General features: G+C 73.6%; 8 protein-coding genes. 4 read left to right on the top strand and 4 right to left on the bottom strand.

The genetic code is table 11. From position 1 onward, the window contains the following. Window positions 1-123: 123 nt before the first annotated feature. On the bottom strand, window positions 124-1755 hold the full coding sequence (locus tag ACIRR8_RS08555; RefSeq protein WP_404060799.1) for a sporulation protein: 1632 nt from the start codon (window positions 1753-1755) through the stop codon (window positions 124-126). 866 nt (window positions 1756-2621) lie between these two features. Here ACIRR8_RS08555 and ACIRR8_RS08550 point away from each other — a divergent pair. After that, a complete protein-coding gene (locus ACIRR8_RS08550) occupies window positions 2622-4733 on the top strand; it encodes an asparagine synthase-related protein (RefSeq protein WP_404060796.1) in 2112 nt (703 codons plus the stop codon). Window positions 4734-4867: 134 nt separating this feature from the next. On the opposite strand, the gene ACIRR8_RS08545 is transcribed toward ACIRR8_RS08550, so the two are convergent. Both ACIRR8_RS08545 and ACIRR8_RS08540 read right to left on the bottom strand, forming a co-directional pair. Then, entirely contained in the window at window positions 4868-6952 is a 2085-nt protein-coding gene (locus ACIRR8_RS08545) for a sigma-70 family RNA polymerase sigma factor (RefSeq protein ID WP_404060794.1), read from the bottom strand. 278 nt (window positions 6953-7230) lie between these two features. After that, window positions 7231-8151: a TetR/AcrR family transcriptional regulator gene (locus ACIRR8_RS08540; protein WP_404060791.1), complete on the bottom strand. Its 921-nt coding sequence runs from the start codon at window positions 8149-8151 to the stop codon at window positions 7231-7233. Window positions 8152-8493: 342 nt separating this feature from the next. Between ACIRR8_RS08540 and ACIRR8_RS08535 the strand changes: the two genes are divergently transcribed. Both ACIRR8_RS08535 and ACIRR8_RS08530 read left to right on the top strand, forming a co-directional pair. Next, window positions 8494-9957 carry an NAD(P)/FAD-dependent oxidoreductase gene (locus ACIRR8_RS08535; protein WP_404060789.1) on the top strand — a complete coding sequence of 488 codons (1464 nt, stop codon included), beginning with the start codon at window positions 8494-8496 and terminating at the stop codon, window positions 9955-9957. 227 nt (window positions 9958-10184) lie between these two features. Next, complete coding sequence (locus tag ACIRR8_RS08530; protein ID WP_404060787.1) at window positions 10185-11894, top strand: SpoIIE family protein phosphatase; 1710 nt, start codon at window positions 10185-10187, stop codon at window positions 11892-11894. A gap of 15 nt (window positions 11895-11909) precedes the next feature. On the opposite strand, the gene ACIRR8_RS08525 is transcribed toward ACIRR8_RS08530, so the two are convergent. Next, a complete protein-coding gene (locus ACIRR8_RS08525) occupies window positions 11910-13265 on the bottom strand; it encodes an MFS transporter (protein ID WP_404062511.1) in 1356 nt (451 codons plus the stop codon). Between the two features lie 150 nt (window positions 13266-13415). On the opposite strand from ACIRR8_RS08525, the gene ACIRR8_RS08520 reads away from it, so the two are divergent. Further along, window positions 13416-13973 (top strand): MarR family winged helix-turn-helix transcriptional regulator, encoded by a 558-nt coding sequence (locus ACIRR8_RS08520; protein WP_404060784.1) that lies wholly within the window; start codon window positions 13416-13418, stop codon window positions 13971-13973. Window positions 13974-14450: the final 477 nt, after the last annotated feature.

Raw genomic sequence — 14450 nt, 5'->3', positions numbered from 1 at the left:
ACCCACTGACAACGGGCTCAAACCCGATCCGGGCGGGGCGTCGCGCACATCCGGTCAGGACCTGGCGCACACCCGGGCGGGGCGTGGCGCACCTCGGGCACGCCCCGGCTCCCGACGTCCGGCTCAGGCCTGGGTCACCAGCAGCGGGCGGGCCCGCTCCCGCAGCTCGGCGACGCGCGGCTCGTCCCCGTACGGCTCCAGGCGGTGGAGCAGGTCGCGTACGTACTCGGTGGTGCGCGCCGAGGAGATCCGGCCGGCCACCTCGACCGCCCGGGTGCCCGCCGCGCAGGCCGCGTCCAGGTTGCCCGACTCCAGCTCGGCGACGGCCGAGACGACGAGCCGCAGCCCGTGGCTGCGGACGAACTCGTCGGTCGGCCGGGAGAGCGCCTGCTCGGTGAAGCGCCGCACCTGGCGCGGGGCCTTGAGGTCGCGGTAGCACTCGGCGGCATCGGCGGCGAACCGGTCGTAGCTGTAGAAGCCGAGCCAGGGCGGGTCGGCGTCGCCCGACCGGGACCGCTCCAGCCAGCTCTCGGCGCCCTTGAGCGCGGCTCCCGCGGCCGGTGCGTCTCCGGCCTTGGCATGGGCGCGGGCCTCCACCAGCCGGAAGAAGCTCATCGTGCGGGCGGTCGCCAGGCCCCGGTTGCGCTCCACGGCGGCCTGGGCGAGGTCGACGCCCTCGTCGGCGAAGCCGCGGTAGGTCGCCTGGAGGGACATGGAGGCGAGGACATAGCCGCCGAGGGGTACGTCGGCGGCGGCGCGGGCCAGGCGCAGAGCCTGGATGTAGTAGCGCTGGGCGGCCTCCTGCTGACCGGTGTCGAACGCCATCCAGCCCGCCAGCCGGGTCAGCTCCGCCGACGCGCCGAACAGCGCGCGGCCCACCTCGTCGGTGTACGAGCCGAGGAGCAGAGGTGCGGCGTCGACGCGTAAGCACTCCGGGACCATGGAGGAACGCCAGTCGCCGCCACCGTACTTGGAGTCCCAGCGGCGGGCGTCTTGGGCCGCCTCGCGCAGCTTCATGACGTCGCTGTGGCCCACGCGCAGCGGCGAGGCGTCCGCGACGGACTCCGGGCCGGGCTGCACGGGCACGGAACCGGAACCGGGCACGGGCACGGAACCGGAGCCCGGGCCTGCCCCGGAGCCGCCCGGCGCGCTCGGGGATGTGTGCGGGTTGTGTGCGCCGCGGCCGTCCGCCGCGCCCTGTGGTCCGCGTGGACCGGGCGCGCCTGGGGAGTCCTGGCCGCCGCTCCGGGCGCCGAGGATCGCCGCCTGTGCCGCCGCCGGGTCGCGGGCGACCGACGGATCGGCGGGGGTTATCAGCCAGCGGGACGCGGGGGTCGCGTACGCGCTCACCGCGAACGAACCGGCCAGCGACTGCCAGATCCCGCCGCCGCCCCTGCGCCCGGCCAGATCCAGCCGGTACAGCTCGGTCGCCGACCTGACCGCCTCGCCCACGTCCCGGGGGAAGGCGAGGCCGACCTCCGGCGCGGGATCCGCGTCGGCGAGACCGATCTCGTGCAGCGGGACCGGCCGGCCGAGCTTGGCCCCGATCGCCGCCGCGATCAGATGAGGCGCCGCGCCCTGCGGCACCATCCCCTTGGCGACCCACCGGGCCACCGAGGTCTTGTCGTAGCGAAGTGTCAGACCGCGCTGTGCTCCGAGGTCGTTGACCCGCCGGGCGAGCCCGGCGTTACTGATTCCCGCGAGGGCGAGAACCGTGCCGAGCTTCTCGTTCGGCCCGCGTTGCTCCCTGGACATGCGCCACCCCTCGACACACAGACAGCCGCCGCGTCACCGAGGACGGCGCGCGGCATTCGTACCGATGCTCCCCAGGTTCGAACCCCGTACTCCGCCTGCACACGCATGTGGCCGAGCCCCGAGGAATATGCCCCCCTGCTGAGAACACCAGTAAACACAGCGTAGTTCTCCCCATCCCTACCGTTAAGGGGCAGACGTCCGTATGGCGGGATTGTTGTCCGTGCGGGCGGCGGCGTCCGCGCTCCGGGGGTGCGCGTGCCGGAGCGGTCCGTGCCCCTGGCGTGTGGCCGTGCGCCCGGCCGTGCGCTCTGGCCCGGCCCGTACGGAAGCGGCTTGGCTGGGTACCGCGTGGGTCGGCTCACTGCACTGGACTCAGTGGGCTGGGGGATACCGCCGCTCCATTCCCCGCGGGCGGCGGACCGGTCCGGGAGGTGAGGCCCACCTCCCGGACTGTGCGTGGAGGGGTCCGCCGCGGGGGCGCGGACGGGTATGCGCGGGCGGCGGAGCCTGACGAGAATGGCTGAATAACGACTGTCCGGTGACGGTCTGGCCAACGGTCCGACTATGGCCGGATTTCGGCCGCTCTTCCCTTGCGGTGGCTCCACGGGCGATGGTGGAGTCCGATGCGTGTGCCGCGCGACCGGCGACCGCGCCCATGGCGTTAACTCCCGGAATCAGCACTTCCGTTGCCGGGGATGCGGTGAAGGCGACCGCGAGCCGGGTGTCCGGCCTTTGCCAGGGGCGCATGCTCATCCGGCGTGCGCTGCCCGTACCCCCTCTCCTGCGGCCCTGTCGTGGCAGCATGTCCCGCAGCGGCGATGCGATCAGCACAGTGCGCCGCTTGTCCACAGCCTGTGGAGGCGGCGATGCGTTGGTTGGTGGGATGGAGCAGTATCGCCGCGAGCTTCGGCACCGTCGGGGCCGTCGGCAACGGCGGTGAGGGGCGCACGGTCCATCCGGTGGGCTCCCAACTCCTGTGGGGCGACCCGGATCCGCTCTGGGCGGTCGGCGACTGGCGGCCCGACGAGATCCGCGTCATCGGCGTCGCCACGCCCGAAGGCGCCCCCACCGCGCGCCTCGCCGTCCTCGGCTGCTGCGGGGCCACCGACGAACAGCTGCGCGTCGGACTGCTCGCCGCGCGCGGCGGCGCGATGCGCCACCTCACCGCCTGGCCGGGCAGCTACACCGCCGTCGTCCAGATCGGCCGCCGCATCACCGTCGCCGGAGACCTGGCCGGCGCCCGGCCCGTCTTCCACACCCCGTGGGCCAACGGCACCGCCTACGCCACCGCCGCCCTGCCGCTCGCCGACCTGATCGAGGCCCAGCTCGACATCGGCCACCTCGCCGCCCTGCTCGCCTGCCCGGAGAGCCCCGAGGCGCTCGGCGACGGCACCCCGTACGCCGGGGTGAAGCGGGTCCCGCCGGGCCACGCGCTGATCCTGCGGGAAGGTTCGCGGGAGATCACCGGGTACGAAGCCGTCGCCTCCCTCGCCGTGGCCGCGCCCCAGGCCGACCCGGTGCACGCGGTGGAAGGCGTACGGGACGCGCTCGTCGAAGCCGTACGCGCCCGGCTCACCGCGCCCCGCCACGCCCCCGAGACCCTGCCGCAGGACCCGGGGCCCGTCCCCGGCATGGGCCCCGCCGACCGCCGCGCGGCCCGGGGCGGCCCGGTGGCCGGAATCGGTGCCGACCTCTCCGGCGGCAGCGCCTCCGCCACCCTCGCGCTGCTCGCCGCCGGGCTGCCCGGACTGCCCGGCACCCTCCTCGGTCACGGCACGGGGGCGGGGGAGCGCCTGCTGGCCGTCACCTTCAACGACCTCACCACCCGCGGCCACGAGGACGAGCTGGAGCGCGCCCGCGCCATCGCCGCCAACCCGCGCCTGCACCACGTGGTCGTCGCGGCGGGCGAAGAGGCCCTCCCGTACGCCTCGTTGGGGACCGGACCGCTCACCGACGAACCGGGCCCCTCGCTCGTCGTCGCCGAACGCCACCGCCGCCGCCTCGCCGCGGGCAGCGCCGACCATCTGGTGGGCCACGGCGCCCGGCAGGTCCTCGACGCCCACCCGGCCCGCCTCGCCGACCTCCTGATGGACCGGCGCAGACGCCACCTCCTGCGCCCCGTCGCCGCGCTCACCAAGGCCGAAGGCCCCTCGGCGCACTCGCTGTTCGTCCCGCTGACGGTCTACCGCGCCGCCCGAAGACTGGCCCGTACGTCGTACCGCACCGGCCTGGAGACCGCCGCCGGACTCCTCCCCGACGCCAACCGGCACGCCCCCGACCTCGCCACCCCCGCCGACGCCTCGCTCGCCGCCCTCGCCTGGTCGCGCCCGGGACCGGCGGCCCGCTGGCTGACCGGAGAGGCGCTCGCCGAAGTATCGGTTCGCCTCCAGGAAGCGGCGATCCGGCCCACCTCCGTCCAGCGCCCCGGCGAGGCCCGCGCCCGCGCCGCCCTCGCCCGCGCCGCCGCCGACCACCGCATCCTGGAGCAGGCGGCCGAGATCCGCAGCCAGCGCCTGCACGCCCCGTTCCTCGACAACCAGGTCGTCCGGGCCGCCCGCGCGCTCCCCGAATCCCTCCGCGTCCAGCCCGGAGCCCGCGCCGCGATCCTGCGCCGGGTCCTCGGCGGAGCGGGCATCCACGACCTGCCGCCCGGCTGGGGGACCCCTTCCCAGGCCACCTCCACCGCCGTCACCCGCACCGGCCTGCGCACCGCGCTGCCCGACCTGATGGCCCTCTTCGACGCACCGCTCCTCGCCGACGCGGGCCTGGTCGAGGCCCGCGTCGTCCGCAAGGCCCTGCGCGCCGCCTCCGAGGGCGAGCCGCTCCCGCTGGACGGCCTGGCGGAACTGGCCTCCACCGAGCTGTGGCTGCGCCGGCTGCTGGCCCGCCGGGGCACCTGCTGGACGGGGACGGCGGCGCCGCGCCAGCGCGCGGTGGCGGGCGGCGTGGTCCCGTCCCGGCGCACGCTCCAGCCCTGACGCACCACCGGGTCCACCAGGCCGGACACCGGCACAACGGCACAACGGCACCGGACACCGGCACCAGGGCACAGGACCACGGCACCACGGCACCGGACACCAGCACCACGGCACAGGACCACGGCGTGCCGGGCTCAGGCGCAGCTGATCCGGGACTCCGCCCAGTCGGCCAGCGCCACCCCGCCGAGCGGCCCTTCCGGCTCCACCACGAGCCGGATCGACGACTGCCCGGTGATCCCGACGCTGACCGGGACGGCAGGCGCCCCGCCCGCCATCACGGGGGAGCGCCACAGCCGCGCCCCGTCGCCGTTGTAGACGGAGAAGCGGACCGCGCCGAGCCCCATCGTCAGGTCGTCCACGCCGACCATCGCCTCGTAGCGGGTGCACGGGCGGTTCAGCTGGATGGTGACCGAGGACCGGGCGTGCACGGTGACCCCGTGCGCGTACCGCTTCTCGGCGATCGACACGTTCGACCGCTGCCAGATCCAGCTGCTCCGCCCCGTCACCACCTCAGGCTCGGTGTGGTCGCCGAGCAGGGAGTACGGGAGCTCGCTGACCTGGTACACCGTCGGCGCGGGCGGCGGCGGAGGCGGTGGTTCCGGGCTGGGACCGGGCTCCGGGGGCGACGTCGGGCTCGGAGCGGGCGGCTCGGGCTGCGGTGGCTCCGGGGAGGGCGTGGGCTCGGCGGGCGGCGGAGTCGGCTCGGGCTCCGGGGCCGGAGGTTCCGGCTCCGGTTCCGGGGCGGGGTCCGGCTCGGAGCCTGCCGCGGGCGGTACGGGGTCGGGTGCGGGCACGACCGGAGGTTCGGGCTCCGGTGCGGGCGGCTCCGGCGACGGAACCTCGGGCGCCACCGCAGGCGGCTTCGCGACCGGCTGGGGATCCGGCTTCGGCTGGTCGTCGCCGACCAGCGCCCACACCAGCCCGGCGGCGGCCGCCACGGCGACGGCGGCCGCGATCCCGGCCTTGGCGGGCGCACCGAGCCCTTCCGACGCGGCACCTCCGGCGGCTCCGGAGGAGGACCCTCCCGCCGCACCACCAGCGGCGGCGCCGGTCGTGCCCGATCCGGTGGCCGCGGCGGCGGCCCCCGCTCCGGCCGCCCCGGCGGCACCGCCCGCCACGACACCCGCCGCCTTGAGCGAGTACCCGGCGGCGAACCAGCCGATGACCGCGATCGGCAGCAGCGCCGGAATCCCGGCGTTGACGTGCTGCAACTCGCCTGCCGCCACCCGGCACTTCGCGCACTCGTCCAGGTGTTTGCGCAGCCCGCGCTCGGCCCGCATCCGCAGCCCGCCGCGCGCGTAGGCGCCGAGCCGGTCCGCGTACTGCGCACAGTCGCCGCCGGTGGTGAGCGCCTGGCTCACATGGGCCTGGAGATACGCCTGCTTGAGCCCTTCGCGGGCCCGGCTGGCCAGGACGGCGGTGGCGTTGGCGGTCAGGCCGAAGAGCGGGGCGATCTCGCTGGGCGACTCCTCCTCCACCGTGGTGTGCCAGAGCACCGCCTGCCAGCGCTCGGGCAGGCTCCGGAACGCCTCCATCGCCATCGACTGCTCGGCCTCGTGCATCGCCAGCACATCGGCACCGAGGTCGAGAGTGTCGTCGTCGGAGAGCTCCGAGGTGCGGGATGCCTGCGCGGCGAACACCGCGAAGTCGTCGACCAGCTGCTCCCGCTTGGCGCTCTTCGTCCAGGCGGCGGCGACATGGCGGACGGCGGTCATCAGATAGGCCCGGACGGCCTCCTGCGGCCCCTTGCCGCCCCGTACGGCCTGGAGCGTGCGGGCGAACACCTCGGCGGTCAGATCGTCGGCGGTGTGCCCGTCCCGGCAGCAGGTGCGGGCGTACCGGCGGACCGCGCCCGAGTGGCGCCGGAACAGCTCCTCGTAGGCGAGGTTGTCCCCCTCGCGCATGCCCTCGATCAACTGGGCGTCGGACAGCCCGGTGTCGGGCGACCCGACGCGCCCCTCGCGCTGCGAGGGCACCGCGTACGCACCGGGGACACCGTCTCCGCCATCGGTCTCGACGACGGCCGGCCACGGCCCGGGCAGAACGGTGCCGCCCTGTTCCTCACCGCTCGAACCGCCAGAACCGCCGCCCGAACCGTCCGACGGTCCACGCCCCGCCTGGGCCGGGACATGGACCGAGGACGTCCCGTCGGCCTTCGTGTACCCGCCCGCCGCAGCGATCTCGCCGAGCGGCTCTTCCTGCTGCTCGTTACCGCTCATCGCGGAAGCCCCCGTATACACCCTCGGACCCGAATACCGGCCAAGAGTGCCACATGGCTCAATCGCGATGGAGCCTCAGTACCGGCAACCACTCATCCGGGGTGTTCTCTCGAATACGAGTGCTAGAGAGCCTTCTTTCAGGGAATGCATCCGGGTTGTTCTGCGAACCAGCCACCACCCGCCGCCCGCACCATGCACGGGCGGTGGAGCGGTCAGGCTGACCGAACGAGCTTCGACCGGACTCCGTCCGGCCTCCGAGCGGGCCCCGGACGGTGACGTCAGACCGACGGCCGCGACCGCAGCCCCTCCAGCAGGATGTCCAGCAACCGGGCCGAGGCCGCCGCCTGCTGGGCTGCGTCCGGCAGGGACGGGGCGGCCGTGGCGATGACCAGCAGCACGTCCGCCACCGTCACATCGCCGCGCAGCTCGCCCGACTCCCGCGCCCGGTCCACCAGCCGGCCCACGACCTCCAGCAGCTCGCCCGCGCCCGAATCCTCAACCAGGCCGTCGAACTCGTCCCCGCCACCGGCACGCTGGCCGACGACACGGAAGTCGGCCTGGGCCACGCCCTGCCGCTGCTGCGGAACACGGGTCTCGTCGCCCGCGTCCGCCGCCACCGGCGCGCCCGCCTCCTCCGCGTCGACCCCGACCCGCAGCACCTGCGGAGGCAGCAGCCTGCCCGCGCCCGATGCCACCGAGGTCCGCAGGAAGCGGGAGAGCGCTGACCAGGGCTCCTCCTCCTGACCCAGAGCCGTACGCGCCTGCTCGGTCAGCCGGGAGGTCTCCTCCTCGGCTATCCGCCGCACCAGCACGTCCTTGCTCGGGAACCGCCGGTATACGGTGCCGACGCCGACCCGGGCGCGGCGTGCCACGTCCTCCATCGGAGCCCCGTACCCCAGCTCGCCGAACACCTCACGCGCGGCCCGCAGCACATGCTCCAGATTGCGCTGCGCGTCCACCCGCAGCGGCGCCGAACGCGTCGAGCCCGCAGGTGGGTTGGGCGCAGGACTGCTCGCGGCGGGGCCGGCCGGAACCGCTCCCGCCGTGACCGCACCGATCGCCGCCGCGCTCATCGCCGCGGCGGAGCGCACCGCGTCGGCCGAGCTCATGACGCCGAGCGCGCCGACGGAGCCCAGCCGTCCGTGGTCCTTGGCCGTGTGCGAGCGCGCGGACTGCCCATGCGAATCCTGAATCTGCATAACTTCCCCCGGTTTATGACGTCTCCCCCCGGAGACTTCCCCGCCATGTAGGTCGGGGAGCGAGCACAACGAAATCCGCACCGACTCCCGACGGGTAACGAACATAGTTGAGCCCGCGTCAATTCAGAAGGGGGTAGTTCCGCATGGCGAGCCCCCCGACCGGAGCAGAAGCACCCCGACCCCCTTCCCGCACCCGCCCGTTCGCCCTCCACACAGTGCCTGACCTGCACCGCTTCCTCATCGCCCGGCCGATCGGCCGGGACCGCCCCGCAGAACCCTCCGGTCACACAATTTGCCGGGCCTGTGGACAAACCACCGACTCCGTTGCGTCATGGGGTGGTGATGGCTCCAGATTCCCGGGGGACGACCCCCGGCACCCGGCCAGGTGTGCGCATTCTCGTCGTCGGCGGCGGCTACGTCGGGATGTACACGGCGCTGCGTCTCCAACGGAAGCTGAAGGAGAGACTCCGGAGCGGCGACGCCGAGATCGTGGTCGTCACGCCCGAGCCGTACATGACGTACCAGCCGTTCCTCCCCGAGGCGGCCGCCGGCTCGATCTCGCCGCGCCACGTCGTCGTACCGCTGCGCCGCGTCCTGAACCACTGCACCATCGTCATCGGCGAGGCCGACCGCGTCGACCACGCCAAACGCACGGCCGCCGTCACCACGCTCGCCACCGCGGAGGACGGCACCGGCGCCCTGGAGATCGCGTACGACGAGATCGTCATCGCCCCGGGATCCGTCTCACGCACCCTGCCGGTCCCCGGCCTCGCGGACTTCGGCATCGGGTTCAAGACGGTCGAGGAGGCCATCGGGCTGCGCAACCACGTCATCGAACAGATGGACATCGCCTCCGCCACCCGCGACCCCGCGATCCGCGACGCCGCGCTCACCTTCGTCTTCGTCGGCGGCGGCTACGCGGGCGTGGAGGCGCTCGCGGAGCTGGAGGACATGGCCCGCTACACCGCGCGCTACTACCACAACATCAAGCCCACGGACCTGAGATGGGTCCTGGTCGAGGCCTCCGACCGCATCCTCCCCGAAGTCGGCGAGGCCATGGGCCGGTACGCCGTCGGCGAGCTGCGCGGCCGCGGCGTCGACGTACGCCTGGAAACCCGCCTGGACACCTGTGAGGACCGCGTCGCCGTGCTGAGCGACGGCTCCCGCTTCCCGACCCGCACGCTCGTCTGGACCGCGGGCGTCAAACCGGCCCCGCTCCTGGCCGCCACCGACCTCCCCCTCACCGAACGCGGCCGGCTCCGGTGCACCGCCACCCTCTCGGTCGCGGGCATGCCGCACGCCTGGGCCGCGGGCGACGCCGCCGCCGTCCCGGACCTCACCGCCGCCGAACCGGGTAAGGAGACCGCCCCCAACGCCCAGCACGCCGTCCGCCAGGCCAAGGTCCTCGCCGACAACATCCTCGCGACGCTGGAGGGCCGCCCGCCCGCGGAGTACCGCCACAGGTACGCGGGATCCGTCGCCTCCCTGGGCCTGCACAAAGGCGTCGCCCACGTCTACGGTCGCAAGCTCAAGGGCTACCCCGCCTGGCTGATGCACCGTATGTACCACCTCAGCCGGGTGCCGACGTTCAACCGGAAGGCGCGCGTCCTTGCCGAATGGACCCTGGCCGGACTCTTCAAACGGGAGATCGTCTCCCTCGGCTCGCTCGAACACCCCCGGGCCGAGTTCGAACTCGCGGCCGGCGGCTCGGTGGCCCCCCAGCGCCCCGGCACTCTCCCCCGCCCCGACACCGACGGGACCCCGGAGGACCCGCCGGGCGGCCTGCCGCCCCGCCCTCCGCGCTGACCAGCGGCGCGACCGCGACCGCACCGCCCGCGCACACCCTTCGGACGCCGTCCGGACCGCGGCCGTACGGCAACCGGACGGCGTCCGGACGGCGACTGTCAGTACGGTCGGTCACACTGGACGTGTGACCATAGGTGGGCCCACACCTGCACAGAGTGACCCGGCCGGCAGTGACCGACAGTGACCAGCAGCGACGCACCGAACCGACACACGAGGCCAGAAATTCCGTGAACTTCACGCGTTGGAGCGCCCGCCTTCCCGGAACGCAGCGTCGAGCCGCCGCGCGGGAGGACCGCAGTCCCGTGCCCGCCGCCCGGGCCGAGTACGCCCAGGCGCAGGCCGCGGCCGCAGTCCCGGACGGCACGCTTCCGGAACCTCCCGAAACCGCCGCACCGGCCGTCCCCGGGCCCGCCCTGGACGGCCTCCCCTCCCGCGAGATCCTCGGCCGCCTCCCCGCCGCCGTCGCGCTGCTGCACGGCCCGGACCACCGCGTCGCGTACGTCAACGAGGCATACGAGACCGCGTTCGGCCCCCGCCCCTCCGGCATCCCCGCCGCCGAGGCGCTGCCGGAGCTCGCCGAGCTGAGCGTGCTGCCGCTGCTCGACCAGGTCCTGCGCAGCGGCACCGCCCGTACGGTCAAGTCCCGCCGGACGGCCGAGGGCGGCTCGTACACCGTGACCTGCACGCCCGTCGCGGCCTGGACCGGCACGGAGGACACCGAGGGCGACGGCGAGAAGAGCAGGGCCGAGAGCGGCGTCCTCGTCTACGCGGCCGACGTCACCGACCACGCCGAGGCCGCCGAGCGCCTGCGCACCAGCGAGCGCCGCCACCGCGAGACGGCCGTCACCCTCCAGCGCTCCCTGCTCCCGCAGGAGCTGGAGCAGCCCGACGACCTCCGTATCGCCGCCACCTACCAGCCCGGCGGCACCGACGCGGCCGTCGGCGGCGACTGGTACGACGTGATCACCCTCGGCGCCGGCCGCACCGCCCTGGTGATCGGCGACGTCATGGGCCGCGGGGTCCGCGCCGCCGCCGTGATGGGCCAGCTCCGCACCGCCGTCCGCGCCTACGCCCGGCTCGACCTCCCGCCGCACGAGGTGATCCAGCTGCTGGACGGCCTCGCCTCCGAGATCGACGCGACCCAGATCGCCACCTGCGTCTACGCGGTCCACGACCCGAACGAGGGACAGCTCGTCTATGCCTCCGCCGGCCACCTCCCGATGCTCGTCCGCGACGAGGACGGCACGGTCAGCCGGGCCGCCGACCCCACCGGACCGCCGCTCGGCACCGGCGGCTGGGTCCACACCTCGGGCACCATCGCGCTGCCGCCGGGCTCCACCGCGGTCCTCTACACCGACGGCCTGGTCGAGCGCCGCAGCGAGGACATCGACGAGGGCGTCGCCTCCCTCGCCCGCGCGCTCTCCGGCGCCAAGGGATCACCACAGGTCGTCTGCGACCGGCTGATCCGCTCGCTGGGGGTGACCGCCGAGCACGACGACGACGTAGCGGTCCTCGTCGTCCAGCACCCCGCCCGTACGGGACCGCACGCGGAGCTGTTCCACAACGCCGCGCTCGACCTCCTCGGCGGCATCGAGGCCACCCCGCGCGCCCGCTCCTTCGCCACCGGCGTCCTGACCTCCTGGCGCTTCCCGGCCGAGCTCCGCGACCTCGGCGTCCTCGCCGCCAGCGAGCTGGTCGCCAACTCGCTCCAGCACGGCACCCCGCCGATGCGCCTGGGCCTGCGCCGCACGGACCGGCGGCTGATCATCGAGGTGACCGACGGGGACGACCACCTGCCGCGCCGCCGCCAGGCCGAACCGGCCGACGAGGCGGGACGCGGCATCGAGATCATCGCGTCGATCGCCACCTCCTGGGGCAGCCGCCGCACCCCGGGCGGCGGCAAGGCGGTCTGGTGCGAGTTCGCCCTGCCCCGCTGAGTTCCCGCCGCCGGCTCAGCGACCGGCAGTGGCAGCGGCCGTGGTGGCCGCGGCCGTCGGCGCCGTGACGGACACGGCCCGATCGGCCGCCTCGGCAGAGCTCTCCCCACTCTCGGGCAGCGACACCGCCACCACACGCGAGGGCGCGGGGGCCAGCGACGGCTGATCCTGTACGGGGGTGAGCCGGCGCCCCAGCCGCAGCGCGAGCACCGTGATCCCGAGCGAGAACAGCACGAACGTCACGATGTACGGCCCGTGCAGCGAGGCTCCCATCGGCCCGCCGACCGCCGGACCGACCGCGAGCGCGAGCTGCTTGCACAGCGCGAACGCCGAGTTGTACTGCCCGACCATCGACTCCGGCGCCAGGTCCGCGACCAGCGGCGCCACGGTCGGCGACAGCATCGCCTCACCCAGCCCGAACAGCGCGTACGTCGAGATGAACGCGGCCGTCGCCATGGTCTGGCTGCCGTGCCCGAGCCCCGCGTACCCCGCCACGATCCAGGCGAAGGCCCAGATGAGCCCGACGGCCGCGATGACCCGGCTGCGCCGCCGCCGCTCCACGAGCCGCAGCACGACGAACTGCGCGATGACGATGACCGCGGTGTTGGCGGCCAGCGCGAGACCGAGCGTGGACGGCTGGATCCCGGCGGCCTCGGTGCCGTACGCGGCGAGACCGGACTCGAACTGCCCGTAGCAGGCGAAGAAGAGCACGAACCCGAGCACGCACAGCTGGACCATGGCCCGGTGCGAGAGCAGCGCCCGCATACCGCCCTTGGCCGAGCCGTCGGCCGGCCGGGCTCCGCCGATGGAAGCCGTACGCGGCATCTTCACGGTCGCCGCGACCGCACCGAGGACCACGAACATCCCGGCCTCGATCAGGAACAGCATGGTGAAGCTCGCCGGACGGCTCACGTCCACGAGCTGCCCGCCGACCAGCCCACCGAGCCCGAGCCCCAGGTTCTGCAGGAAGAACTGCATGGCGAAGGCGCGCGTACGGGTGGCGGTGCTGGAGCACCAGACGAGCATCGTGGCCAGGGCGGGCTGCATCACGGCGGTACCGGCACCGAGGACCGCGGCCGACAACACGGCGGCCGGAACGCTGCTCGCGTACCCCAGAGCGGCGGCGCCGACGGAGGCGAGACCGGCGGCCACCACCAGCACGGGCAGCGGCCCGCGCCGGTCGATGGCCCGCCCGGTGAACGGCAGAACGGCCAGCGCCGCCATCGCGAAGACCGCCAGCACGACTCCCGCCGTACCGGCGCCCAGATCCCGCACCTGCGCCACGTAGACGTACAGATACGGAACGGTGAACCCGAGCCCGAACGCGCTCAGCGCGCTGCCCAGCTGGATCCGCCGCAGCGCTGCGCCCATCTCCCTGGTCACACTCACCTGCCTCAAGGTCTAGAAGGACTCACAGGTCCCGAACGAATCAGACTCGAAGACTTTAGCACTAAACTTAGAAGGTGAAAACTATAGCCTGAAGGACTTCAAGGGTGGCGAGAGCGTGCCATACTGCCCGCCATGTCTGAGAGCACCGAGGAGCCAGGCCCCCGCGAGCCGACCCTCGACGAACAGATCGCCGCCTACCAGCGCGAGTTCCGCGATCTCGACCCCCAGGTCGAACAGGTCGTCTCCGCGCTGGGCCGCCTGAACCGCCGGATGAACGTCGCGTACGGGAGGCAGGTCGCCGCCCTCGGCATCAGCAACGCCGAGTGGGAGGTCCTCAAGACCCTCGTCCTGTCGGGCGCCCCGTACCGCCTGGGCCCCGGCGAGCTGGCGAAGCGCCTCGGCCTCACCCCGGCCGCCATGACCCACCGCATCGACCGCATGGCCGGCGAGGGCCTGGTCACCCGGGACCGCGACGAGAACAACCGGGTCCGCGTCATCGTCGAGCTCACCGATGAGGGCCGTACGAAGTGGCTGGAGGCGATGCGCATGGCCACCGACTTCGAGGAGGACCTTCTCCAGGACCTCTCCGGTGACGAACGCGGAGTCCTCGGCGAACTCCTGATCCGCCTCCTGCGCCGCGTGGAGCACGCCCAGCCGGACGCCGGCGGCCGCCTCACCGACCTGGACTGAGGGGGCCGGACCCGGCGCTGGGGCGGGGTTGACACGGACCCGCCCGGTCCGTAAGGTACTTCGAGTTGTCACGGAGCCGCAGCGGTTCCGCGACAGCCGATCCCGCCGCATAACGCGGCCACCAAACTTCAGTACGACCTCCCACTCGGGATAATTTCGGTATGCCGGAATTCATTTCGAAGGCCCGATTATGAGCCACCGGGAGAATCCGCTAGAGTTTGAGCGTCGGAACGGCCCAACGGCTGGAAGGACAAGCCCCGCTGACTGGGGATCAGGCCCGAAAGGATCTGATAGAGTCGGACTCGCCGGAAAGGGAAAACGCGAAAGCGAAGAACCTGGAAAGCAAGACTGCACGGCCCGCTTCGACCGGGAGTCAGACACTGGAAAGTGTCTGATAGAGTCGGAAACGCAAGACAGCGAGACAAAAGAAGTAAATGAAGGGAAGCGCCCGGAGGGCCCCGGTGATACGGGACCGAA

The sequence above is a fragment of the Streptomyces sp. NPDC101178 genome (genome assembly GCF_044767965.1).
In the GTDB taxonomy this organism is placed as follows: Bacteria; Actinomycetota; Actinomycetes; order Streptomycetales; family Streptomycetaceae; genus Streptomyces.
Note: the sequence above shows the minus strand (reverse complement) of the source record. Positions and strands in the feature narration are given on the sequence as shown.